Raw genomic sequence first — 22226 nt, forward strand, 5'->3', positions numbered from 1 at the left:
TTAAAACCTTTATTTTTGTATAGAGAATGTTTAAATAGCGGTAAAAATGATACGGTAAAAGTTTACCGGACCATTTCCCCTTCTATTTATACATGTTCTCAGATTACCAACGGTAGTGAGCAAACGCTTTGTTTGCTTCAGCCATTTTGTGCATATCTTCGCGTTTCTTAACAGATGCACCTGTATTATTTGAAGCATCTAGAATTTCATTCGCTAAACGTTCTTCCATTGTTTTTTCTCCGCGTAAACGTGCGTAGTTAACAAGGTAACGTAAACCTAGAGTTTGACGACGTTCTGGACGAACTTCAACAGGTACTTGGTAGTTAGAACCACCAACACGGCGTGCACGTACTTCAAGTACAGGCATAACGTTTTTCATTGCTTGTTCGAATACTTCCATCGGATTTTGTCCGCTGCGTTGTTCTACTAGTTCAAAAGCGTTATAAAGAAGCTTTTGCGCTACACCGCGTTTACCATCAACCATGATTTGGTTGATTAAACGAGTTACTAGTTTTGAATTATAAAGTGGATCTGGCAAGACATCGCGCTTAGGTACTGGTCCTTTACGTGGCATATGTCCCCCTCCTTTCCTAAATCTATGTTGTTAAACCATTAACTTACTTTTTCTCTTTAGGGCGTTTTGTACCGTATTTAGAACGACTTTGCATACGACCGTCTACTCCAGCAGTATCAAGTGCTCCACGTACGATGTGATAACGAACCCCCGGTAAGTCTTTTACACGACCTCCACGGATTAGAACTACACTGTGTTCCTGTAGGTTGTGACCAATACCAGGAATGTATGCAGTTACCTCCATGTTATTAGATAAACGAACACGAGCATATTTACGTAACGCTGAGTTCGGTTTTTTAGGAGTTAGTGTACCAACACGAGTACATACACCACGTTTTTGTGGAGAGTTTTCGTTAGTTAAAGACTTTTTGAAACTGTTGTACCCTCTGTTAAGTGCTGGTGAATCAGATTTCTTAGGTTTGCTTACGCGACCTTTACGTACAAGTTGATTAATTGTAGGCATTATGATGTCCTCCCTTCTTTTAAATGACTTCATGAATAGCTAGTTATTATCTGCACTGTAAACCCACACATCCAGGTGGTTCATCTTGAAGCAAAAAACAAAGTCTTCACAAGGATATCCTTGTCAAAACTATTATCACTTCTTTATCGCTACAGTAGATGCGCCAACATCAATACCACATGCGGCACCTAGCTTTTTCTTGGAATCAACACGCTGGTATGGTATCCTCAGCGTTTTGGCTAATTCTTCTACTTTTTGTGTAAGAAACCGATCAGCATCTTCGGCTATATACACTTCACTTATTTGGCCATTTTTCATAGCTTTAAGTGTTTGCTTCACACCAATTAGTGTTTTTGACTTTACTTGACTCACTTTTTCATAAGACATTTTATATCCTCCAAAGCAAGAAGTATAAAATGGAAGCACCTTGAATATATTATCATTCAAGTTTTTTAATGTCAACAAGAATTCGGATATTTTTTTGGTGCTTCCAGATATTTTTTACAATCAACTTTCTTACAAACCGGCGGTCCGAATCCACTGTGCTTTCCATGGATGGCTGATAAGCCTGTCATAGATACCTCCAGGAATTCGGACCACTCAGTGTAACCATATGTTTCTCACCAAATTCAGAGACACATATTATATAAATTTATTGAACTGGCTGTTCTACTTCTTCTAGTACTTCTTCCTCTTCAACAGATGGTAATTGTATCTTGCGGTAGCGTTGCATTCCTGTTCCAGCCGGAACTAACTTACCGATAATTACGTTCTCCTTCAGACCAAGTAGTTCATCACGTTTGCCTTTGATTGCCGCATCCGTAAGTACTCTTGTTGTTTCTTGGAAGGAAGCTGCTGATAAGAATGAATCTGTTTCTAGTGAAGCCTTCGTAATACCTAGAAGGACTGGTCTACCTACTGCTGGTTGATTACCATCCGCTAGGACTTTACTGTTTGCATCTTTGAATTGGTGTACCTCTAGTAATGAACCTGGAAGCACATCGGTATCACCCGCATCAACAACACGGACTTTACGAAGCATTTGGCGAACCATAACTTCTACGTGTTTGTCGCCAATTTCTACTCCTTGCATACGGTATACGCGTTGAACTTCGCGTAATAAGTAGTCTTGAACACCCGACACACCTTGAACTCGGATAAGTTCTTTAGGGTCAACTGAACCTTCTGTAAGCTCTTGTCCTGCAACTACCTCATCACCAACCGAAACTTTCAAACGTGCATTATATGGTACTGCATATGAACGCTGCTCTACTTCACCTTGGATCACAATCTCTTGTTTATCCTTCACCTCGTGAATTTCAAGCACTGTACCGTATACTTCTGTAATGATTGCTTGACCTTTAGGGTTACGCGCTTCAAATAATTCTTGGATACGTGGAAGACCTTGCGTGATATCATCTCCCGCAACTCCACCTGTATGGAATGTACGCATCGTTAACTGTGTTCCTGGCTCACCGATAGATTGAGCAGCGATAATACCAACTGCTTCACCAACTTCAACTTCAGAACCAGTAGCAAGGTTACGGCCATAACATTTCTTACATACGCCGTGTCTAGTGTTACATGTGAACACGGTACGTATCGTTACTTCCTCAATACCAGATTCAACGATTTGTTTCGCTTGGTCTTCAGAAATAACCGAATCAAATTCCACGATAACTTCTTTTGTTTCTGGATGTACAACTCTTTCAAATGCAGTACGTCCTACTAAACGGTCAAATAACGGTTCAATAACTTCATTACCATCAGTTAAAGCGGCAACTGGTAATCCACGATCTGTTCCACAATCTGTTTCGCGAACGATAACATCTTGTGCAACGTCAACTAAACGACGTGTTAAGTAACCAGAGTCAGCTGTTTTAAGTGCTGTATCCGCAAGACCTTTACGAGCACCGTGAGTAGAAATAAAGTACTCTAGTACAGTTAAACCTTCACGGAAACTTGATTTAATTGGTAACTCAATAATACGACCAGCTGGGTTGGCCATTAGACCACGCATACCTGCTAGCTGCGTAAAGTTCGATGCGTTACCACGTGCACCTGAATCACTCATCATGAAGATCGGGTTACGGTTATCAAGAGATTCCATTAAGCGATCTTGGATATTATCTTTTGCTTGAGACCAGATAGAGATAACTCGATCATAACGCTCTTCTTCTGTAATAAGACCACGACGGAATTGCTTCAACACATTATCAACTTTCTTCTGTGCTTCTACAAGAATTACTTCTTTCTCAGGTAATACCACGATATCCGAGATACCAACTGTCATTCCTGCTGTCGTTGACATAGTGAATCCTAGGTCTTTCATACGGTCTAGCATTCTTGAGGTTTCAGTGATTTTAAATACTTTAAATACCTCTGCAATAATATCACCTAGGAAACCTTTCTTGAATGGTTTCACGATTTCACGTTTTTTAATTTCTTCTTTGATATCGGTCCCTCTATCAACAAAGTATTGTTCAGGAGTACGATCTTCAAGATTACCCCTTGACGGTTCATTAATATATGGGAAAGAATCTGGAAGAATCTCGTTAAATATTAATTTACCTACTGTTGTTAGAAGTAATTGATTATTTTGTTCTTCAGTAAACGTCTTATTGTTTAAACTAGATGCTTGAACAGCAATTCGTGTGTGAAGATGAACATAGCCATTTTGGTATGCAATTCTTGCTTCATCTACACCTGTGAATACTGCACCTTCACCAATTGCACCTTCACGTTCTAGTGTTAGGTAATAGTTACCTAGTACCATATCCTGGGATGGAGTAACAACTGGTTTACCATCTTTTGGATTTAGAATGTTTTGTGCAGCAAGCATTAACAAACGAGCTTCCGCTTGTGCTTCTGCTGATAAAGGTACGTGCACGGCCATTTGGTCACCATCAAAGTCAGCGTTATATGCTGTACACACTAGTGGATGCAGGCGAATTGCTCTACCTTCTACTAATGTTGGTTCAAATGCTTGAATACCTAATCTGTGAAGTGTAGGGGCACGGTTAAGCAGTACCGGATGCTCCTTAATTACATCTTCAAGAACTCCCCAAACATCAGGGTGTACACGTTCAATTTTACGTTTCGCTGATTTAATATTATGAGCAATTCCTCGCTCAACAAGTTCTTTCATAATAAATGGCTTGAATAATTCTAATGCCATTTCTTTAGGTAATCCACACTGATACATCTTCAAGTTAGGTCCTACGATAATTACGGAACGTCCAGAATAGTCTACACGTTTACCAAGTAAGTTCTGACGGAAACGACCTTGCTTCCCTTTAAGCATATGTGAAAGTGACTTTAATGGACGGTTTCCTGGTCCTGTAACAGGGCGACCACGACGACCATTATCAATTAAAGCATCCACTGCTTCTTGAAGCATACGCTTTTCGTTTTGCACAATAATACTTGGTGCACCCAAGTCTAATAGACGTTTTAGACGGTTATTACGGTTAATAACTCGACGATATAAATCGTTTAAGTCAGAAGTCGCAAAACGACCACCATCTAACTGTACCATTGGTCTAATTTCTGGTGGGATAACAGGTAGAACATCTAATACCATCCAAGAAGTTTCGTTTCCAGAATTACGGAATGCTTCTAAGACTTCTAGACGCTTAATAGCTCTTGTTCTACGTTGTCCTTGAGCTGTTTTCAACTCTTCTTTTAAAGCATCCACTTCTTTATCAAGATCAATATCCTGAAGAAGCTTACGAATTGCTTCTGCACCCATTTGTGCTTTGAAAGAATTTCCGTATTTTTCATAGTATGCACGGTATTCTTTCTCAGAAAGAAGTTGTTTTTTCTCTAAAGGAGTATTTCCTGGTTCTGTTACAATGTAAGCAGCAAAGTAAATTACTTCCTCTAAAGCTCTTGGAGACATATCCAATACTAGCCCCATACGGCTAGGAATTCCCTTGAAGTACCAAATATGAGATACAGGAGCAGCTAATTCAATATGCCCCATACGCTCACGACGTACTTTTGATTTCGTAACCTCTACACCACATCGGTCACAAACGACACCTTTATAACGTACTCGTTTGTATTTACCACAGTGACATTCCCAGTCTTTTGTCGGCCCAAAAATTCGCTCGCAAAATAGTCCGTCTTTTTCTGGTTTTAAAGTACGATAGTTAATTGTTTCAGGCTTCTTGACTTCACCAAATGACCATGAACGAATTTTTTCGGGTGAAGCTAAACCAATTTTCATAAATTCAAAGTTATTTACATCTATCAAGGGTCTACCTCCCTTTTAATGTGCGATTCCCTATGGATTACTTTTAATGAGATATGGGGGAAAGACATCCAGTCTATTCCCCTCCTGAATTAATTTTCTTCTACTTCTAAGTTAAGCTTGCTTGCAGCTTGTGTTTCTTCTTCTTCTAGATCACGCATTTCAATTTCCGACTCATCACCAGCAAGAATTTTCACATCTAAACCTAGACTCTGTAATTCTTTGATTAGTACTTTAAATGATTCTGGTACTCCCGGTTCTGGAACATTATCACCTTTTACAATGGCTTCATATGTTTTCACACGTCCCACTACGTCATCCGACTTCACAGTCAAGATTTCTTGTAGTGTATACGCAGCACCATAAGCTTCTAATGCCCAAACCTCCATCTCACCAAAACGCTGACCACCAAACTGAGCTTTACCACCCAGTGGTTGCTGTGTAACAAGTGAGTAAGGACCGGTTGAACGAGCGTGTAATTTATCATCTACCATGTGTGCTAGTTTGATCATATACATGACCCCAACAGATACACGGTTATCAAATGGAGTTCCTGTTCTACCATCATATAGAATAGTCTTCGCATCTCTCGGCATACCTGCTTCTTCTAAGGTATCCCAAACATCTTGTTCTGTTGCTCCATCAAATACTGGTGAGGCAACATGGATTCCTAACTGTCTAGCAGCCATACCTAAGTGCAATTCAAACACCTGTCCGATATTCATACGTGATGGTACCCCTAGAGGGTTCAGCATGATATCAACTGGTGTTCCGTCTGGTAAGAATGGCATATCTTCTTCCGGTAATATACGAGAAATAACCCCTTTGTTACCGTGACGACCAGCCATTTTGTCTCCTTCGTGAATCTTACGCTTTTGCACAATATAAACACGAACTAACTCATTAACACCTGGTGGTAACTCATCTCCATCTTCACGGTTGAAGATTTTAACATCAAGAACAATTCCACCTGCACCATGAGGTACTCTTAGAGAAGTATCACGAACTTCACGAGCTTTTTCTCCGAAGATTGCATGTAGTAAACGTTCTTCTGCAGAGAGTTCTGTTACTCCCTTAGGTGTTACTTTACCAACTAGGATATCTCCATCGGTAACCTCAGCACCAATGCGGATAATACCTTGTTCGTTTAAGTTCTTAAGTGCTTCTTCCCCAACGTTAGGGATATCTCTTGTAATCTCTTCAGGTCCAAGCTTCGTATCACGAGCTTCAGACTCATATTCTTCAATATGAATAGATGTATACACATCATCTTTCACAAGGCGTTCGCTCATAATAATAGCATCCTCGTAGTTGTACCCTTCCCAAGTCATGAATGCTACTAAGACGTTTTGACCTAAGGCAAGTTCACCTAGCTCCATAGAAGGACCATCAGCAAGTACTTCACCTTTTACTACGCGATCTCCTTCGCTCACGATTGGGCGTTGGTTAATACAAGTACCTTGGTTAGAACGGATAAACTTTTGAACCTTATAGCGATCAAGGTCACCTTGCACTTCTTTACCGTCAACCTCAGAAACGCGGCGAACTAATACTTCTTTCGCTTCTACACGTTCAACGATACCATCATGCTTACAGATAACAGCAGCACCAGAATCCTTACCTGACACATACTCCATTCCTGTACCTACAAGAGGGGCTCTAGGTCTTAGTAAAGGAACTGCTTGACGTTGCATGTTCGCTCCCATTAGCGCACGGTTAGAGTCATCGTTTTCCAAGAACGGAATACATGCAGTTGCGGCAGATACTACCTGTTTAGGTGAAACGTCCATGTAGTCTAATTTTTCTCTTGCAACTACAGTGTTTTCACCACGGAAACGAGAAATAACTTCCTCATCAACAAAAGTACCATCATCATTCAATCTAGCATTCGCTTGCGCAACAACATAATTATCTTCTTCATCTGCCGTTAGGTAATCAATTTGATTCGTAACTTTACCTGTATCAGGATCCACTCGGCGATAAGGTGTTTCAATAAATCCAAATTTGTTTACCTTAGCATAAGATGATAAAGAGTTAATTAACCCAATGTTCGGTCCTTCTGGAGTTTCAATTGGACACATACGACCATAGTGTGAATAGTGAACGTCACGAACTTCAAACCCAGCACGTTCACGTGTCAGACCACCTGGTCCTAGTGCCGATAGACGACGTTTATGTGTTAATTCAGCCAATGGATTAGTTTGATCCATAAACTGTGATAACTGAGAGCTACCAAAGAACTCTTTAATCGACGCAATCACTGGACGGATATTAATTAATTGTTGTGGTGTAACACTAGATGTATCTTGAATAGACATACGCTCACGCACAACACGTTCCATACGGGATAACCCAATACGGAATTGGTTTTGTAAAAGCTCTCCTACAGAACGTAGTCTGCGATTTCCTAAATGGTCAATATCATCTGTATCCCCTACTTTGTGAAGTAGGTTAAAGAAATAGCTAATTGATGCCAAAATATCAGCTGGTGTAATATGTTTCACACTAGTTTCGATATTTGCATTACCAATTACATTTAGCACTCTTTCACCACTTGGATCTGTCGGGTCTACAATCTTAATAGATTGAATGTGAATCGGATCCTCTAGTACCCCATCATGTGGTTCAAGTACTTTCTCACCAAGCACAACATCATTTTTTTCGATGTATGGAATGATTTTATCTAATAATCTACGTTCAACCTTATCTCCCGCTTCAGCTAATACTTCTCCTGTATCAGCATCTACAATTGGTTCAGCCAAAACTTGATTAAATAAACGGTTCTTCAAATGAAGCTTTTTATTTATCTTGTATCGTCCAACATGAGCTAAATCATAGCGTTTTGGATCAAAGAAACGAGATATTAATAAGCTTTTTGCATTTTCTACAGTAGGTGGTTCACCCGGACGCAAACGCTCATAAATTTCTAGTAGCGCTTTTTCAGTTGATTCCGTATTATCTTTTTCTAATGTATTAATTAAGTATTCATTTTCACCTATCAAATCAATAATCTCTTGATCTGATCCGAATCCAAGAGCACGTAATAATACGGTAATTGGTAGTTTACGTGTACGATCAATACGGACATAAGCGACATCCTTAGCATCTGTTTCAAACTCCAACCAAGCTCCACGGTTTGGAATAACAGTTGCAGCTACGCCTCTTTTTCCGTTTTTATCAATTTTTTCATTAAAGTAGACACTTGGTGAACGCACGAGCTGAGAAACGATTACACGTTCAGCTCCATTGATGATAAACGTACCAGTATCTGTCATGAGAGGGAAATCTCCCATAAATACTTCCTGCTCTTTTACCTCGCCAGTTTCGTTGTTAATTAAACGAACCTTTACGCGTAGTGGAGCATTGTAAGTAACATCTCTTTCTTTTGATTCATCTACAGGATACTTAGGTTCTCCTAAGCTATAATCCACGAACTCAAGCGATAGATTACCTGTAAAGTCCTCGATCGGAGAAATATCCTGGAACATTTCTCGCAAACCTTCTTCCATAAACCATTGATATGAAGCGGTTTGGATTTCGATAAGATTCGGCAATTCTAATACTTCACTGATGCGCGCATAACTTCTGCGTTGGCGGTGCCGTCCATACTGAACTAGTTGACCTGTCAACTGCTTCACCTCTCAAATCATGCATATTTTATTTGCGAGCATAAGCCCACATGAAAAGCAATATATTGTTAGAAAACAATTGTTCCTCTACTGGGTAGAGTCAATGTTTTCACAACTGATAAAACAAGTAGGTTTATACCAAAAGATAAACCTTAATAGAGCACGGGCAAATGCCCATACTAATATCCTGAATAAAATAATTACTTGTCATATTCAAGATTATGGGGTATGATTTTAGAATAGAAAAGCAATAATAAGAATCCAATTTACAAACTCCGTAAACTAGAAAAACAGATAGAACGCTCATTTACTCGATTCTATCATTGTTTCCGTTAACCAATGAAATATACACTTTTCTTTATTCTGTAAAAAATCCCACTTGACAAAATAACCCCATATTAGCATTTTACTATATTACCATAATCAAGCAAGAGAAGTCAATCTTTTATTGAGCGTAATACATAATAACCCTTACTGCGTGCTACAGTCTCACAATTCCCAAATATGTCTTCCATCTTTTGAATAGCCGACGGCGCACCCTGCTTCTTCTGTATCACTACCCAAAGTTCTCCGCCCTTGTGTAACTTATCTTTACTTCCTTCTAACATTCCGTGAACTACTTTTTTACCAGCTCTTATCGGTGGATTTGTTATAACAGCCGCAAACTGGTGGTCATTTAATCCTGAGAATTGATCACTCTTCACAAATTCAACATTCGTTACATTATTGTGTTCTGCGTTTGTTTTCGCAAGAGCCAAGGCGCGTTCATTTACATCTGCCATATATACCCTGCGTTCTAATAGCAAATCTGCAACAGTGATACCAATTGGTCCATAACCACAACCCAAATCCAATATATCTCCAGGAATCCCAGGCGGTGTAAATGCCTCAATTAGTATTCTTGTTCCAAAATCTATTTCCTTTTTAGAAAACACACCCACATCACTAGTGAAGGTGTAGTTCTTGTCTCTTAGTCTGTAATTCAATTGATTGGGTGAACTTTTAGATTGGGGTTTTTCTGAAAAGTAATGCTCAGACATTTGGGCACCTACTTTAATGTAATATGTATAGTAAGAGAAGATACTTTTTACCTAAATATAGAGCCCGTCGGAAATGAATACGACGAGCTCGTTTTAATTTTAATAAAATTTTAATTACTTAACTTCTACAGAAGCGCCTGCTTCTTCAAGTTTAGCTTTAACTTCTTCAGCTTCTTCTTTAGAAACGCCTTCTTTTACAGCTTTAGGTGCGTTGTCAACTACGTCTTTAGCATCTTTTAAGCCAAGACCAGTGATTTCGCGAACTGCTTTAACAACTTTAATTTTAGAAGCACCAGCGTTAGTTAGTACTACATCAAATTCAGTTTGTTCTTCAGCAGCACCGCCAGCAGCAGCTCCACCAGCAACAGCAACAGGTGCTGCAGCAGTTACTCCAAATTCTTCTTCAATTGCTTTAACTAGATCGTTAAGATCTAAGACTGACATTTCTTTAATAGCATCGATAATTTGCTCTTTAGTCATTTTTAGTTCCTCCTAGAATATTATGGTTTTATTTTTTAGCACGTTGTTCTTAAACGATCAACTTATGCGCCTTGTTCTTCTTTTTGATCTGCAACTGCTTTTGTAGCAAGTGCAAAGTTGCGAATTGGTGCTTGTAGTACGCTTAGTAGCATAGAAAGCATTCCTTCGTAGTTTGGTAGGTCTGCAAGTTCCTTGATTTGTTCAAGTGAAACGATTTTACCATCCAATACACCAGCTTTAATTTCTAAAGCATCGTGTTCTTTAGCGAAGTTGCTAAGAATTTTAGCAGGAGCAATTACATCATCTTTACTAAAAGCGATAGCAGTTGGTCCAACTAATGATTCATTCAACTCACTTAGGTTCACGTCATCAGCAGCACGGCGTGACATTGTGTTTTTATAAACTTTAAATTCAACACCAGCATCACGTAGTTCTTTACGAAGTTGAGTAACTTCTGCAACATCAAGACCACGATAATCAACTAGTACTGTTGATTGGCTCTCGCGAAGCTTTTCAGCGATCTCTTGAACTACTTGCTGTTTCTTTTCCATTACTTTTGACATTGTTCCACCTCCTGTTAGTTTCGTCATCATACCGTTACGAGTCTCTTCATAGAAAGAGCCCTCATGTAGACATGAAGGCTCGAATAAACAAATTTATCACTTGTTTCAGGACACCTCGGTAGGATATTAAGCAAATCAGCACCTACGGTCTACGGTACAACGTATTTAATTAATCAACAAAAAATAGTATACCGAATGAATCCTGAAAAGTCAATTACCAATTAACGGTAGTTTGAAACGTCAACTTTAATTCCAGGTCCCATAGTAGATGTAATAGATACATTCTTCATGTAGACACCTTTAGCAGCTTGTGGTTTAACTTTTACAATTGTTTCTACAAGTGCTGTAAAGTTTTCAACAAGTTTTTGGTCGTCAAATGAAATTTTACCAATTGGAACGTGGATGTTAGATTGCTTATCTACACGATACTCAACCTTACCAGCTTTAATTTCTTTAACTGCTTTTTCAACTTCGAACGTTACTGTTCCAGTTTTAGGGTTTGGCATTAAACCTTTTGGTCCTAGAACACGTCCTAGTTTACCAACTTCTGCCATCATGTCAGGAGTTGCCACGATAACATCAAACTCGAACCAACCTTGGTTGATTTTGTTGATAAGATCTTGATCTCCTACATAGTCAGCTCCAGCAGCTTCTGCTTCCTTAAGTTTCTCACCTTTAGCGAATACTAGTACACGTTGTGTTTTACCAGTACCATGTGGTAAGACGAAAGCACCACGGATTTGTTGGTCCGCTTTCTTAGGATCAACCCCTAGACGGAAAGCAACTTCAACAGTTTCATCAAATTTAGCTTTTGCAGTTTCTTTTAGTAGAGAAACAGCTTCACTTACATCATATTGCTTAGTACGATCAACAAGCTTTACAGCTTCTTGATATCTTTTACCTCTTTTAGCCATTATAAATTTCCTCCTCTATTGTGGTAATAACGGTAATACCTCCCACTTATAAAAGCACACATTGGCTTCTATAAAGCTTGCAAGACAATCCACATCATGTAGTAGATTGTTTTCACGAAAAAGGTTGCGCGAAACGGAAGACCATAACCGCAACCTCTAAGAATTAGTTTTAAAGAGTATTAGTCTTCAATAACAATACCCATGCTTCGTGCAGTTCCTTCAACCATGCGCATCGCTGCTTCTACGTCAGCGGCGTTTAGATCTGGCATTTTAGTTTCTGCAATTTCTCTTACTTTATCACGCTTTAACGTCGCAACCTTGTTTTTATTAGGTTCACCAGAACCTGAATCTAAACCAGCCGCTTTTTTAAGCAATACAGCAGCAGGCGGAGTTTTCGTAATAAATGTAAATGAACGGTCTTCGAATACAGTGATTTCAACTGGAATAATTAGACCAGCTTGATCTTGTGTACGCGCATTGAATTCCTTACAGAATCCCATGATATTAACACCAGCTTGACCAAGTGCAGGTCCTACCGGTGGAGCCGGATTCGCTTTACCAGCTGGAATTTGCAATTTTACTAATTTGATTACTTTTTTAGCCACGAGACACACCTCCTTAAAGTCCGTGATGTGGTAAATTGGGGATTTTCCCCTCCCACTCAGATTTCATACCCTGAGGGCATGAATAACAAGAGAATTTTAGCATGAATCAGGAAATATTGCAAGTGACTGTTAATAAATTTCCTAACTTAACATGCAGATTATATTAACTGTAAAAGAAAACCTATATTTTCTCTACTTGCGCGAAGTCTAGTTCTACCGGGGTTTCTCTACCGAACATGTTGACATGAACTTTAACTTTTTGTTTATCTAAATCAATTTGTTCGATAGTACCAGTAAAGTTTGCGAATGGTCCTTCATTTACTCGAACGTTTTCTTTAAGTTCGAAGTCAACTTGAACTACAGATTCTGCCATACCCATTCGTTTTAGAATTGCTTCTGCTTCACCTGGTAATAATGGTGTAGGTTTTGTTCCACCACCACTAGAACCAATAAATCCGGTTACGCCTGGTGTATTGCGAACTACATACCAAGAATCATCCGTCATAATCATTTCGGTTAAGACATAACCTGGGAATACCTTCTTCTTTTGTACTTTCTTCTTACCATTTTTAATTTCTGTTTCTTCTTCTTCTGGAACGATAACACGAAAGATCTTATCTTCCATCCCCATCGTTTCCACACGCTTCTCTAGATTAGTCTTAACTTTATTCTCATACCCTGAATAAGTATGAACAACATACCAATTTTTCTCCATTACATTAGGACAATAGTTGCCCGTCCCTCCCTTTATAGGTAAATCACGATCATAAATAACAAAAATTCATATTAAAAAAACCCGATAATCCGGGTTTTTTAACAAATAAATATTGTATCCATTTTTCATTATAGCATATTTACAGGAAATTTATTCAAAAAATAAGTTCAAGAGCTCAGAAATCCCTAAATCAATAACTCCAAAGAAAACAGCCATGAAAACTACTGTGGAAATTACAACAACGGTATAACTTGTTAATTCCTTACCTTTTGGCCAACTAACCTTTTTCATTTCTCTAGATACATTTGATAGAAACTTAAACATGCTTGTGCCCTCCCCAAACTAAAAGCCTTGAAAATGCGTAAACTATTACTATATCTAATTTATTTTGTTTCGCGATGCAATGTATGTTGCCCACATGTCTTACAATATTTGCGCACTTCCATGCGTGATACCTTTGTGGAGACATTTTTACTAGTGGTATAATTTCTGCTTGAACAGATTGCACACGCTAAAGTAATTTTCTTTGTCATCTTGTCACCCCGGAAATTACGGGTTATTTTCTCATATAAATGTAGCATGGTTGTCCAGATGTGTCAACGCTTGCTAGAGATTCACTTCATTAGCTTCCATCAATTGTTCTAGCTTCCTTTTAACTCGCTGAAGCGCATTATCAATAGATTTAACATGCCGTTTTAATTCTTCTGATATTTCTTGATAAGTTCTACCCTCGAGATATAAGCGTAGTACTCCTCTTTCAAATTCACTTAGTAATTCCGAGAGCTTTATCTCCATATCGCCAAATTTCTCTTGGTTTACTAATAATTCTTGCGGGTCAATTTCTGTTGATCCAGCAATTACATCAAGTAATGTACGATCTGACTCTTCATCGTAAATAGGCTTGTCCAATGACACATATGAATTTAACGGGATATGCTTTTGCCTTGTGGCTGTCTTAATGGCTGTAATAATCTGTCTCGTAATACACAATTCAGCAAAGGCTTTAAATGATGTAAGCTTGTCTTCATTATAGTCACGGATAGCTTTATAAAGGCCAATCATGCCTTCTTGAATGATGTCCTCTTTATCTGCTCCAATTAAAAAGTATGTTCTAGCTTTTGCCCGGACAAAGTTTTTATATTTATGTATAAGGTAATCCAATGCCTGATCATCACCTTGATGAACCAGTTCTAATATATCATCATCATCAAGCGTGAGTAATTTGTCGTTGTCTTTGATTAATTGCTTGATGTTCATCCGGAAGCCCCCTTGGCACGATGTCAATTTTTACAAACAATTATACCGTAAGCGTTTCAATAACTCAATAGCTTTAATTTTCTAACGTTTTTGAAAAAAACCTAGCGAATGTTCAATTACTAAATACTTTAACTATGAATAGCGCATTATACCCGCTACGGAAATACACTCCGCTTTTACTGCCAGCACAGGGGCGACATCTGTTCGAAAAGACCTCACAGTGTCTACCTTGCCGCGGGCGGCTGGTGAGCCCCCCGCAGGAGGCTCCGTGTATTTCCTTCGCTAGTAATGAACGAATAATTTATTAGCACTTATATCTAGAGATTATAATTAAACACCCGACAATGATTTGAAAACTAAACTAATGCAGGTAGAATATAGAAACTCCCCAGGGAGGCTTAGGCCCCGTGGAAAGCGGAGTAGTCTGCTGTAGCGGTAGATTCAAGCTACACTATTTTTTAAAAGGTTACCCCTGTTTATACTTCAACATCAACAAATGAAAATCGCACTAACAAAAAAGAGAATTGGGGATTTATTTATATGTCCCCTCTTCTCCATTTTTCAAACTTCTCTAATACGTCGTCTGTTAGTGGTATTTTTGATTTTGGTTTTGCTTTTTCGTGTTGTGCTACATTTAGTGTGATTTCATGTTCAAGGTCGTTTATTTCAATGGCTAATTCTCTTGCCGACTTCCGAAGGGCACCTTGTCCAAATGTAACCCTTTGTTCGGTATAGTCGGAGGTAGCGACGTAGACTTGTGTTTTCACGTTTTTTAGTTTCTTTACTAACCGTTCAATACATTCATCTGCTGTTTCCTTCTCTTTTGTAAAGATGATTTCTACCTTGTATTGTTTTAGCTTGTTCTCCATGCCACGAACATAATATGCATCAAATACGATAATTACTCGTATCCCAGAATACGCCTGATATTCAGCCATCAGTTCGATAAGACGATCACGAGCCTGGCTCATATCCTTCTGTTTCAACCGCTTTAATTCATCCCAATCGCCAATAATGTTATAGCCGTCCACTATCAATACAACCATAATTAAACACCCGTTGGGAATCTTTTTCTATATACCTCATATAACAGTAAACTACAGGCTACCGATGCATTCAGGGATGAAACCTTACCTTTCATCGGTAAACTTACGGTCCAATCACATTTTTGTCGCACGAGTCTACTCATGCCTTTTCCTTCATTACCAATTACTAATGCTATCGGAAGAGTGCCTTCAAGCTTTCTGTAGTCCTCTGTTGCTTCCGCTTCTGTCCCAACAACCCATACATGTTTACTTTTTAATTCATCAATTGTATTTGCAATATTGGTGACGCGCACAACCGGTATATGTTCCAATGCACCTGCTGCTGTTTTAGCTACCGTTGCGGTCAAGCCTACCGAGCGTCGTTTCGGGATAATAACACCATGTGCACCAGTCGCATCAGCCGTTCGTATAATAGAACCTAGATTATGAGGATCTTCTAGCTCATCCAAGATTATAAAAAACGGTTCTTCATTTCGTTCTTTTGCTCTTGCAAATAAATCGTCTAGTGAAGCATATTGGTATGAAGCAACATATGCAATAACTCCTTGGTGGTTCTCATCAGTTAATTGATCAAGTTTATTCCTAGGAACTTGCTGTACAATCGTTCCGGCTGCTTTACCAAGTTGAACAATTTTCCCTTGGGTTTTGGGGTTCAATTGATCGGAAATTAGGACTTTGTTTACAGAACGACCTGAATTAAGTGCTTCTATTACAGGGTTTTTTCCTATAATCATTTCGTTATCCATTAGTTATTCCTCCCTTCTAAATGTTGAATGGCCAATTCTAATAACTCGTTTAGTCGGCTCTCATTTTTGGATAAATAATGAAAGCCTATTAAAGCTTCAAATGCTGTTGAATACCGGTAGGTTTGTACACTTGTATGTTTAGGGACTGAGCCAGACTTGGCATTCCGACCTCTAGCTACAATACTTTCTTCTTCTGTGGAGAGAATTCCTTGCTCCAACCATTCTCGTAATACAGCATTTTGAGCTTTAGCAGACACAAATGTAATGGCTTCTTGATGTAGCTGATTCGGTTTGACAGTCCCTTTTTCTAATAAGTGTTCGCGTACGTACACCTCATAAACTGCGTCACCCATATAGGCGAGGGCCAGGCTTTTCATTTGTTTGATATCCGATTCCATTACCTTAGCCTCTCTTCCAACGTACCCCTTGTGGTGTATCCTCTAATATGATATTTTTCTTTTTTAACAAATCACGAATCTCATCTGCTCGGGCAAAATTACGTGATTTTCTAGCCTCATTTCTTTCTTCAATTAAGGCTTCAATCTCTTCATCGAGAAGAGATTCCTCTTGATTAATCGCTACACCTAATACTTCAAGGAAATCCTGTATTTTCTCTTGAAAACGCTCGATAACTTTTACTGATGTATGGTCCTGATTCAAGTAAACATTGGCTTCTTTTGTTAAATCAAAAAGTACAGATATAGCATTTGCAGTATTGAAATCATCATCCATTTCCACTTCAAAACGGCTGGTAAATGCGTCAATCTTTTCAAGCCATTCTTGTTCCTTACTATCTAAGTTTGTGCTAGATGCTTTCCGATGCTCTAAGTTTTGATATGACGTTATTATTCTATCCAAACTGTTTTTTGCGGATTCTAGTAGTTCTTCAGAGAAATTAATTGGGTTACGATAATGAACACTTAGCATGAAGAAACGAATAACGTTTGCATCATGAATCTCTAGTAAGTCTCTAGTTAGTACAAAATTCCCAAGAGACTTCGACATTTTTTCATTGTTTATATTAATGTATCCATTATGCATCCAGTAGTTAGCAAAAGTTTTCCCGTTATTTGCTTCTGATTGGGCAATTTCATTTTCATGGTGAGGGAACGTTAAATCCTGTCCACCTGCATGTATGTCGATCGTTTCACCTAGGTATTTCTTTGCCATTGCCGAACATTCTATATGCCAACCTGGACGGCCTTTACCCCAAGGGGAATCCCATGATATTTCTCCTTCTTTAGCGCCTTTCCATAACGCAAAGTCTAATGGGTCGTCTTTCTTTTCTCCAACCTGAATTCTAGCTCCAGATCTAAGCTCATCAATAGATTGGTGGGATAATTTACCGTAGCCTTCGAAGGCCCTTGGCTTAAAATAAACATCTCCATCCGCTTCATAGGCATAACCCTTTTCTACTAGGCTATTAATGAACCCAATGATTTCTTGCATGGTATTCGTAACCCTCGGATTATGGGTCGCCTTTTTTACTCCGAGCTTTTTAACATCTTCTAAATATGCATCAATATAACGGTTCGATACCGCAAATACATCTTCACCTAATTCATTTGCTCGTTTAATAATCTTGTCATCCACATCAGTAAAGTTTAGAACATAATCAACATGATAGCCTTTGTACTCTAAATACCTTCTAACGGTGTCGAATACTATTGCAGGACGGGCATTTCCAATGTGAATATAGTTATATACTGTAGGGCCACATACATACATACGAACTTTTCCATCTTCAATTGGTTTAAATTCTTGTTTATCTCTTAATAACGTATTATAAATTGTAATAGCCATTTTCTATTTCCCTTCCTTCAATCTTGTAATTTCTTCCTTTAACATATTGATTTCTTTTTGCAATTGAGCACATCGATCCTCAACTGGGTCTGGTAATTTATTATGTTCCAAATCGCGACTTACTCTCTTGCCATCTTGAATGACTACTTTTCCTGGAATTCCGACCACAGTAGAATTATCTGGAACATCTTTTAATACAACCGATCCGGCACCTATTTTAGCATTCTCACCAATGGTAATGGATCCTAGCACTTTAGCTCCTGATGCGATTAGTGCGTTATCTTTTATTGTAGGGTGACGTTTTCCTTTTTCCTTTCCTGTTCCACCTAATGTAACACCTTGAAAGACGGTTACATTATCCCCAATTTCACAAGTTTCACCAATGACGACACCCATTCCATGATCTATAAAAAAGCGTCTTCCAATCTTTGCTCCAGGATGGATTTCTATTCCAGTAAAAAAGCGACTTATTTGTGATATGGAACGAGCAAAGAAAAATAGCTTACGTTTAAAAAACCAGTGGGCAATACGATGGGACCAGATAGAATGTAATCCAGAATAGGTTAGAAATACTTCTAGATAGGTTCTTGCAGCTGGATCTTGTTCAAACACGACATCCATGTCTTCCTTCATTCGCTTTATAATCCCCATTTTCCATCCCCCTAAAGTGAATAGTATAGATAACAAAAAAGCGCCCCTGTGTATAAACACAGAGACGCTTTAAGCGCGGTTCCACTCTGTTTGAAGGCAAGTAGTACTAGCCTTCCAACTTATGCTCTCGTAACGGAAGAGACCGCCGTTATGTACTGTAGTGTTCCATAACGGACTCCAAGGGGCACTTCATAGTTAGCAATTAAAATCACTTCCAGCCAAGGTGATTCTCTCTGTGTAATTTTCTAACTATTACTTTCCCTTTTCAACGTTCTTTATTAGTGTATTAATACTATATTATAGTTTGGGTGAAATGTGAATTGGATTGCTCAAAAAATTACTTTCTTCTTGACTCTCCCAATGTAACCCGTGGCTAGAATACACTCCGCTTTCCACGGGGCGAACGGTGAGCCTCCTCGGACTACGTCCTGCGGGGTCTCACCCTGCTCACTATTCCCGTAGGAGTCTCCGTGTATTCCAGCCACTTAGAGCAAATAGTTTATTTTGCTCCCTTCCCTACAAGAGATAGGGGGAAATACAACAAAAATGGCTGATTATTAGTTCTTATGCTCCTAGTTCTTTTAATAGGTTATCCAATCTTTCTACAATTGTTTCTTTTCCTAGTAGTTCGATTGCTAGTGGTAGTTCTGGGCCGTGGGTTTGGCCGGTTGTTGCTACGCGGATTGGCATGAATAGTTTCTTTCCGCGGTGTCCTGTTTCTTTTTGGGTTGCTTTTATTTGGTCTTTAATTGTATCTTTGTTGAACTCATCTAAGTGTATTAGTTTATCTGTAAATACTTGAAGTACTTCTGGTACTTGTTCTTCTGCTAACACTTCTTTTGCTGCTTCATCAAGTTCGACTGTTTTATTAAAGAACATATCCGTTAACTCTACAATTTCCTGACCAAAGCGTAATTGTTCTCGGTATAATCCAATTACCTTTTCAGCCCAGTCGCGAGTTTCTTCATCCATATCTTCAGAAAGCCTTCCAGCTTCAATTAGGTGTGGCATAGCAAGGTCGATTACCTTGTCTAGATCAGATGCTTTAATGTACTCGTTGTTCATCCATTTTAATTTTTGTACGTCAAAAATGGCTGGTGATGTAGATAATCTTTCTGGATCAAATATCTCAATAAGCTTACTCTTCGTAAAGATTTCTTCTTCACCAACTGGAGACCAACCAAGTAGCGTAATAAAGTTAAACATCGCTTCCGGTAAGTATCCAAGATTTTTGTATTGCTCAATAAATTGAATGATATGAGAGTCACGCTTACTTAATTTCTTACGGTCTTCATTTAAGATTAACGTCATATGTCCAAATGTCGGTGCATCCCAACCAAATGCTTGATAGATCATTAGCTGTTTAGGTGTATTGGAGATATGTTCTTCACCACGGAAAACATGGGTAATATTCATTAGATGATCATCAATCGCCACGGCAAAGTTATAGGTTGGAACTCCATTTTGCTTTACCATTACCCAGTCGCCAAAATCACTAGATTCAAATTTGATCTCGTCACGTACGATATCATTAAATGTATAGGTTACATTATCAGGCACTCGGAAACGGATACTAGCTTTGCGACCTTCCGCTTCATACGCTGCAATTTGTTCAGCTGTTAGATTACGGTGTTTACCCGAGTGCTTCGGAGGTTGTCCGTTCGCAATTTGTTCCTCACGTTCTGCTTCTAACTCTTCTTCTGACATATAACATTTATAAGCTAATCCTCTTTCTATTAACTCATTAACATATTTGTTATAAATATCTAGGCGCTCCATTTGACGATACGGACCGTAGTCTCCACCAACGTCTGCACCTTCATCCCATTCGATGCCTAACCATTTCAGGTATTTAAGTTGGCTTTCTTCGCCGCCTTCTACGTTGCGTTTTTCATCTGTATCTTCAATTCGGATGATGAATTTACCGTTGAAGTGTTTTGCGTATAAGTAGTTAAATAGTGCTGTTCGTGCATTTCCTATATGTAAATGGCCTGTTGGGCTTGGTGCATAGCGCACGCGTACTTCGTTTGTCATGTTTTGTCTCTTCCTTCTTTATTGGTTTAATTAGGTTATTATTAAATGAAGTATACTTATAGTGAAACTTCTTTCAAGAGGCCCGAGGTTGAAATATATTCCGCTCAGAGCATCGAATAACACGCCTAATCACTATAATAAATTTAAAATATCAACATTTAAAAAACCTTTTAAAATAACATACCTTTTCCATTATAACAAAAAGTGATAACACTGGATGTTATCACTTTTATTTATTGTTAATCTCAATATAAGTTATACCTTTTTTATAGGGCTTTTTCAAGTAATTTTGGCTTTGCGAAAATCATGCGGCCGGCAGAGGTTTGTAAAACACTAGTTATAAGTACTTCAATCGTTTTTCCAATATAATTTCTGCCTTCTTCTACCACAATCATGGTACCATCATCTAAATATGCAATACCTTGATTTTGCTCTTTACCATCTTTAATTACCTGAACCATTAGTTCTTCTCCTGGCAATACAACTGGTTTAACTGCATTTGCTAGGTCATTTATGTTTAGTACGTGCACACCTTGTAAATCACATACTTTATTAAGATTAAAGTCATTTGTAACGACAATACCATCGATTACTTTAGCAAGCTTTATTAGTTTACTATCTACTTCCTGGATGTCTTCAAAGTCACCTTCATAGATTTCTACTTTTATAGGAAGTTCTTTTTGAATTCGATTTAATACATCCAACCCACGTCTTCCGCGGTTACGCTTCAACACATCAGATGAATCTGCAATATGCTGTAATTCACCTAGTACAAATTGTGGGATAACGATTGTTCCTTCTATAAAGCTTGTTTGGCAGATATCAGCAATTCGTCCATCAATAATAACGCTTGTATCTAGAATCTTCGGGCGAGGATGTGTATCTAATCCCTCCGTATCCGAAGGTCCTTTCTTTTTTTCTTTACGATTAATACTAATTAAATTCATTAATTCATCACGTCTTCTGAATCCAACCTGGAATCCGAAATACCCCAATAGAATTGTTATAAATAGTGGCATCACATTGGACACAAACTCAATTTGTATTTCTTGGATTGGTAGATTTATTAAAAACGCCGTTACCAAACCTATGATTAATCCCAGGCTACCTAAGAGTAGATCACCAATTGGTATTTTCACTAAGCCTTCTTCTATCCACCTCAAAAAATCTACAATATAATCAGCAAGCATATAAGAAATAACAAATAATATAATAGCACCTAATGCTGCTCCTAAAAATGGTGATTCAACCCATGTTAAATCAGTGAATTCTAATAACCTGATAATATATGGTATATATAAATACCCAATGGTAGCTCCTGAAACGATAAAAAATAAGTGTACAATCTTTTTCAGCACCACTGTCACCTCCTAACCACTATTATTGCCTATTAACCTAAAAAAATAACCATTATTTTGAAATTAGAGTGGTACTTAACCATCATAGCATAG

At 38.5% G+C, this 22226-nt stretch carries 21 protein-coding genes and 2 other annotated features; all 21 genes read right to left on the reverse strand.

Annotated elements, in window-relative coordinates; genetic code table 11:
* Positions 1 to 103 precede the first annotated feature (103 nt).
* A complete protein-coding gene (gene rpsG, locus BN999_RS10780) occupies positions 104 to 574 on the reverse strand; it encodes a 30S ribosomal protein S7 (protein ID WP_042145386.1) in 471 nt (156 codons plus the stop codon).
* Between the two features lie 43 nt (positions 575 to 617).
* Positions 618 to 1037, reverse strand: a complete 420-nt coding sequence (rpsL, locus tag BN999_RS10785) for a 30S ribosomal protein S12 (protein WP_096271381.1) — start codon at positions 1035 to 1037, stop codon at positions 618 to 620.
* A gap of 135 nt (positions 1038 to 1172) precedes the next feature.
* A complete protein-coding gene (locus tag BN999_RS10790) occupies positions 1173 to 1424 on the reverse strand; it encodes a ribosomal L7Ae/L30e/S12e/Gadd45 family protein (RefSeq protein ID WP_096271382.1) in 252 nt (83 codons plus the stop codon).
* A 265-nt stretch (positions 1425 to 1689) separates the two neighbouring features.
* Positions 1690 to 5295, reverse strand: coding sequence for a DNA-directed RNA polymerase subunit beta' (gene rpoC, locus BN999_RS10795; RefSeq protein WP_096271383.1), 3606 nt, complete (start codon positions 5293 to 5295; stop codon positions 1690 to 1692).
* An 89-nt stretch (positions 5296 to 5384) separates the two neighbouring features.
* Entirely contained in the window at positions 5385 to 8921 is a 3537-nt protein-coding gene (gene rpoB / locus BN999_RS10800) for a DNA-directed RNA polymerase subunit beta (RefSeq protein WP_096271384.1), read from the reverse strand.
* Between the two features lie 437 nt (positions 8922 to 9358).
* A complete protein-coding gene (locus tag BN999_RS10805; RefSeq protein WP_096271385.1) occupies positions 9359 to 9961 on the reverse strand; it encodes a class I SAM-dependent methyltransferase in 603 nt (200 codons plus the stop codon).
* Between the two features lie 114 nt (positions 9962 to 10075).
* Positions 10076 to 10441, reverse strand: a complete 366-nt coding sequence (gene rplL / locus BN999_RS10810) for a 50S ribosomal protein L7/L12 (protein ID WP_096271386.1) — start codon at positions 10439 to 10441, stop codon at positions 10076 to 10078.
* Positions 10442 to 10503: 62 nt separating this feature from the next.
* The gene (gene rplJ, locus BN999_RS10815) at positions 10504 to 11004 is read right to left on the reverse strand and encodes a 50S ribosomal protein L10 (protein ID WP_096271387.1); all 501 of its coding nucleotides are present in this window, start codon (positions 11002 to 11004) and stop codon (positions 10504 to 10506) included.
* Positions 11005 to 11046: 42 nt separating this feature from the next.
* Positions 11047 to 11177, reverse strand: a sequence feature (ribosomal protein L10 leader region).
* A gap of 48 nt (positions 11178 to 11225) precedes the next feature.
* On the reverse strand, positions 11226 to 11918 hold the full coding sequence (gene rplA, locus BN999_RS10820; protein ID WP_096271388.1) for a 50S ribosomal protein L1: 693 nt from the start codon (positions 11916 to 11918) through the stop codon (positions 11226 to 11228).
* Between the two features lie 179 nt (positions 11919 to 12097).
* Positions 12098 to 12523, reverse strand: coding sequence for a 50S ribosomal protein L11 (gene rplK, locus BN999_RS10825; RefSeq protein ID WP_042145365.1), 426 nt, complete (start codon positions 12521 to 12523; stop codon positions 12098 to 12100).
* Positions 12524 to 12704: 181 nt separating this feature from the next.
* A complete protein-coding gene (gene nusG / locus BN999_RS10830) occupies positions 12705 to 13238 on the reverse strand; it encodes a transcription termination/antitermination protein NusG (protein WP_096271389.1) in 534 nt (177 codons plus the stop codon).
* A gap of 150 nt (positions 13239 to 13388) precedes the next feature.
* Positions 13389 to 13562 (reverse strand): preprotein translocase subunit SecE, encoded by a 174-nt coding sequence (gene secE, locus BN999_RS10835; RefSeq protein ID WP_042145359.1) that lies wholly within the window; start codon positions 13560 to 13562, stop codon positions 13389 to 13391.
* 59 nt (positions 13563 to 13621) lie between these two features.
* On the reverse strand, positions 13622 to 13771 hold the full coding sequence (gene rpmG / locus BN999_RS10840) for a 50S ribosomal protein L33 (protein WP_096271390.1): 150 nt from the start codon (positions 13769 to 13771) through the stop codon (positions 13622 to 13624).
* A 73-nt stretch (positions 13772 to 13844) separates the two neighbouring features.
* Positions 13845 to 14495: an RNA polymerase sporulation sigma factor SigH gene (gene sigH / locus BN999_RS10845; RefSeq protein WP_096271391.1), complete on the reverse strand. Its 651-nt coding sequence runs from the start codon at positions 14493 to 14495 to the stop codon at positions 13845 to 13847.
* Between the two features lie 536 nt (positions 14496 to 15031).
* A complete protein-coding gene (locus tag BN999_RS10850; RefSeq protein WP_096271392.1) occupies positions 15032 to 15541 on the reverse strand; it encodes an NYN domain-containing protein in 510 nt (169 codons plus the stop codon).
* 2 nt (positions 15542 to 15543) lie between these two features.
* On the reverse strand, positions 15544 to 16287 hold the full coding sequence (rlmB, locus tag BN999_RS10855) for a 23S rRNA (guanosine(2251)-2'-O)-methyltransferase RlmB (protein WP_096271393.1): 744 nt from the start codon (positions 16285 to 16287) through the stop codon (positions 15544 to 15546).
* A complete protein-coding gene (locus tag BN999_RS10860) occupies positions 16287 to 16685 on the reverse strand; it encodes a Mini-ribonuclease 3 (RefSeq protein WP_096271394.1) in 399 nt (132 codons plus the stop codon). The genes rlmB and BN999_RS10860 overlap by 1 nt, the downstream gene beginning before the upstream one ends.
* 4 nt (positions 16686 to 16689) lie before the next feature.
* Positions 16690 to 18090: a cysteine--tRNA ligase gene (gene cysS, locus BN999_RS10865; RefSeq protein WP_096271395.1), complete on the reverse strand. Its 1401-nt coding sequence runs from the start codon at positions 18088 to 18090 to the stop codon at positions 16690 to 16692.
* 3 nt (positions 18091 to 18093) lie between these two features.
* Positions 18094 to 18741, reverse strand: coding sequence for a serine O-acetyltransferase (gene cysE / locus BN999_RS10870; protein ID WP_176481949.1), 648 nt, complete (start codon positions 18739 to 18741; stop codon positions 18094 to 18096).
* 57 nt (positions 18742 to 18798) lie between these two features.
* Positions 18799 to 19019: a binding site (T-box leader), on the reverse strand.
* Between the two features lie 286 nt (positions 19020 to 19305).
* A complete protein-coding gene (gltX, locus tag BN999_RS10875) occupies positions 19306 to 20775 on the reverse strand; it encodes a glutamate--tRNA ligase (RefSeq protein WP_096271396.1) in 1470 nt (489 codons plus the stop codon).
* Positions 20776 to 21041: 266 nt separating this feature from the next.
* Positions 21042 to 22133 (reverse strand): PIN/TRAM domain-containing protein, encoded by a 1092-nt coding sequence (locus BN999_RS10880; RefSeq protein WP_096271397.1) that lies wholly within the window; start codon positions 22131 to 22133, stop codon positions 21042 to 21044.
* Positions 22134 to 22226: the final 93 nt, after the last annotated feature.

The organism is Paucisalibacillus globulus, from assembly GCF_900184735.1.
Classification (GTDB): domain Bacteria; phylum Bacillota; class Bacilli; order Bacillales; family Amphibacillaceae; genus Ornithinibacillus; species Ornithinibacillus globulus_B.

Coding starts and splice junctions, on each gene's coding strand:
- rpsG (WP_042145386.1), bottom strand. CDS start 574: ATGCCACGTAAAGGACCAGTACCTAAGCGCGATGTCTTGCCAGATCCA.
- gltX (WP_096271396.1), bottom strand. CDS start 20,775: ATGACAAACGAAGTACGCGTGCGCTATGCACCAAGCCCAACAGGCCAT.
- rplA (WP_096271388.1), bottom strand. CDS start 11,918: ATGGCTAAAAGAGGTAAAAGATATCAAGAAGCTGTAAAGCTTGTTGAT.
- nusG (WP_096271389.1), bottom strand. CDS start 13,238: ATGGAGAAAAATTGGTATGTTGTTCATACTTATTCAGGGTATGAGAAT.
- cysS (WP_096271395.1), bottom strand. CDS start 18,090: ATGGCTATTACAATTTATAATACGTTATTAAGAGATAAACAAGAATTT.
- rlmB (WP_096271393.1), bottom strand. CDS start 16,287: ATGGATAACGAAATGATTATAGGAAAAAACCCTGTAATAGAAGCACTT.
- rpsL (WP_096271381.1), bottom strand. CDS start 1,037: ATGCCTACAATTAATCAACTTGTACGTAAAGGTCGCGTAAGCAAACCT.
- secE (WP_042145359.1), bottom strand. CDS start 13,562: ATGTTTAAGTTTCTATCAAATGTATCTAGAGAAATGAAAAAGGTTAGT.
- rpmG (WP_096271390.1), bottom strand. CDS start 13,771: ATGACAAAGAAAATTACTTTAGCGTGTGCAATCTGTTCAAGCAGAAAT.
- BN999_RS10850 (WP_096271392.1), bottom strand. CDS start 15,541: ATGGTTGTATTGATAGTGGACGGCTATAACATTATTGGCGATTGGGAT.
- rplL (WP_096271386.1), bottom strand. CDS start 10,441: ATGACTAAAGAGCAAATTATCGATGCTATTAAAGAAATGTCAGTCTTA.
- sigH (WP_096271391.1), bottom strand. CDS start 14,495: ATGAACATCAAGCAATTAATCAAAGACAACGACAAATTACTCACGCTT.
- BN999_RS10790 (WP_096271382.1), bottom strand. CDS start 1,424: ATGTCTTATGAAAAAGTGAGTCAAGTAAAGTCAAAAACACTAATTGGT.
- BN999_RS10860 (WP_096271394.1), bottom strand. CDS start 16,685: ATGGAATCGGATATCAAACAAATGAAAAGCCTGGCCCTCGCCTATATG.
- rplJ (WP_096271387.1), bottom strand. CDS start 11,004: ATGTCAAAAGTAATGGAAAAGAAACAGCAAGTAGTTCAAGAGATCGCT.
- cysE (WP_176481949.1), bottom strand. CDS start 18,741: ATGGGGATTATAAAGCGAATGAAGGAAGACATGGATGTCGTGTTTGAA.
- BN999_RS10805 (WP_096271385.1), bottom strand. CDS start 9,961: ATGTCTGAGCATTACTTTTCAGAAAAACCCCAATCTAAAAGTTCACCC.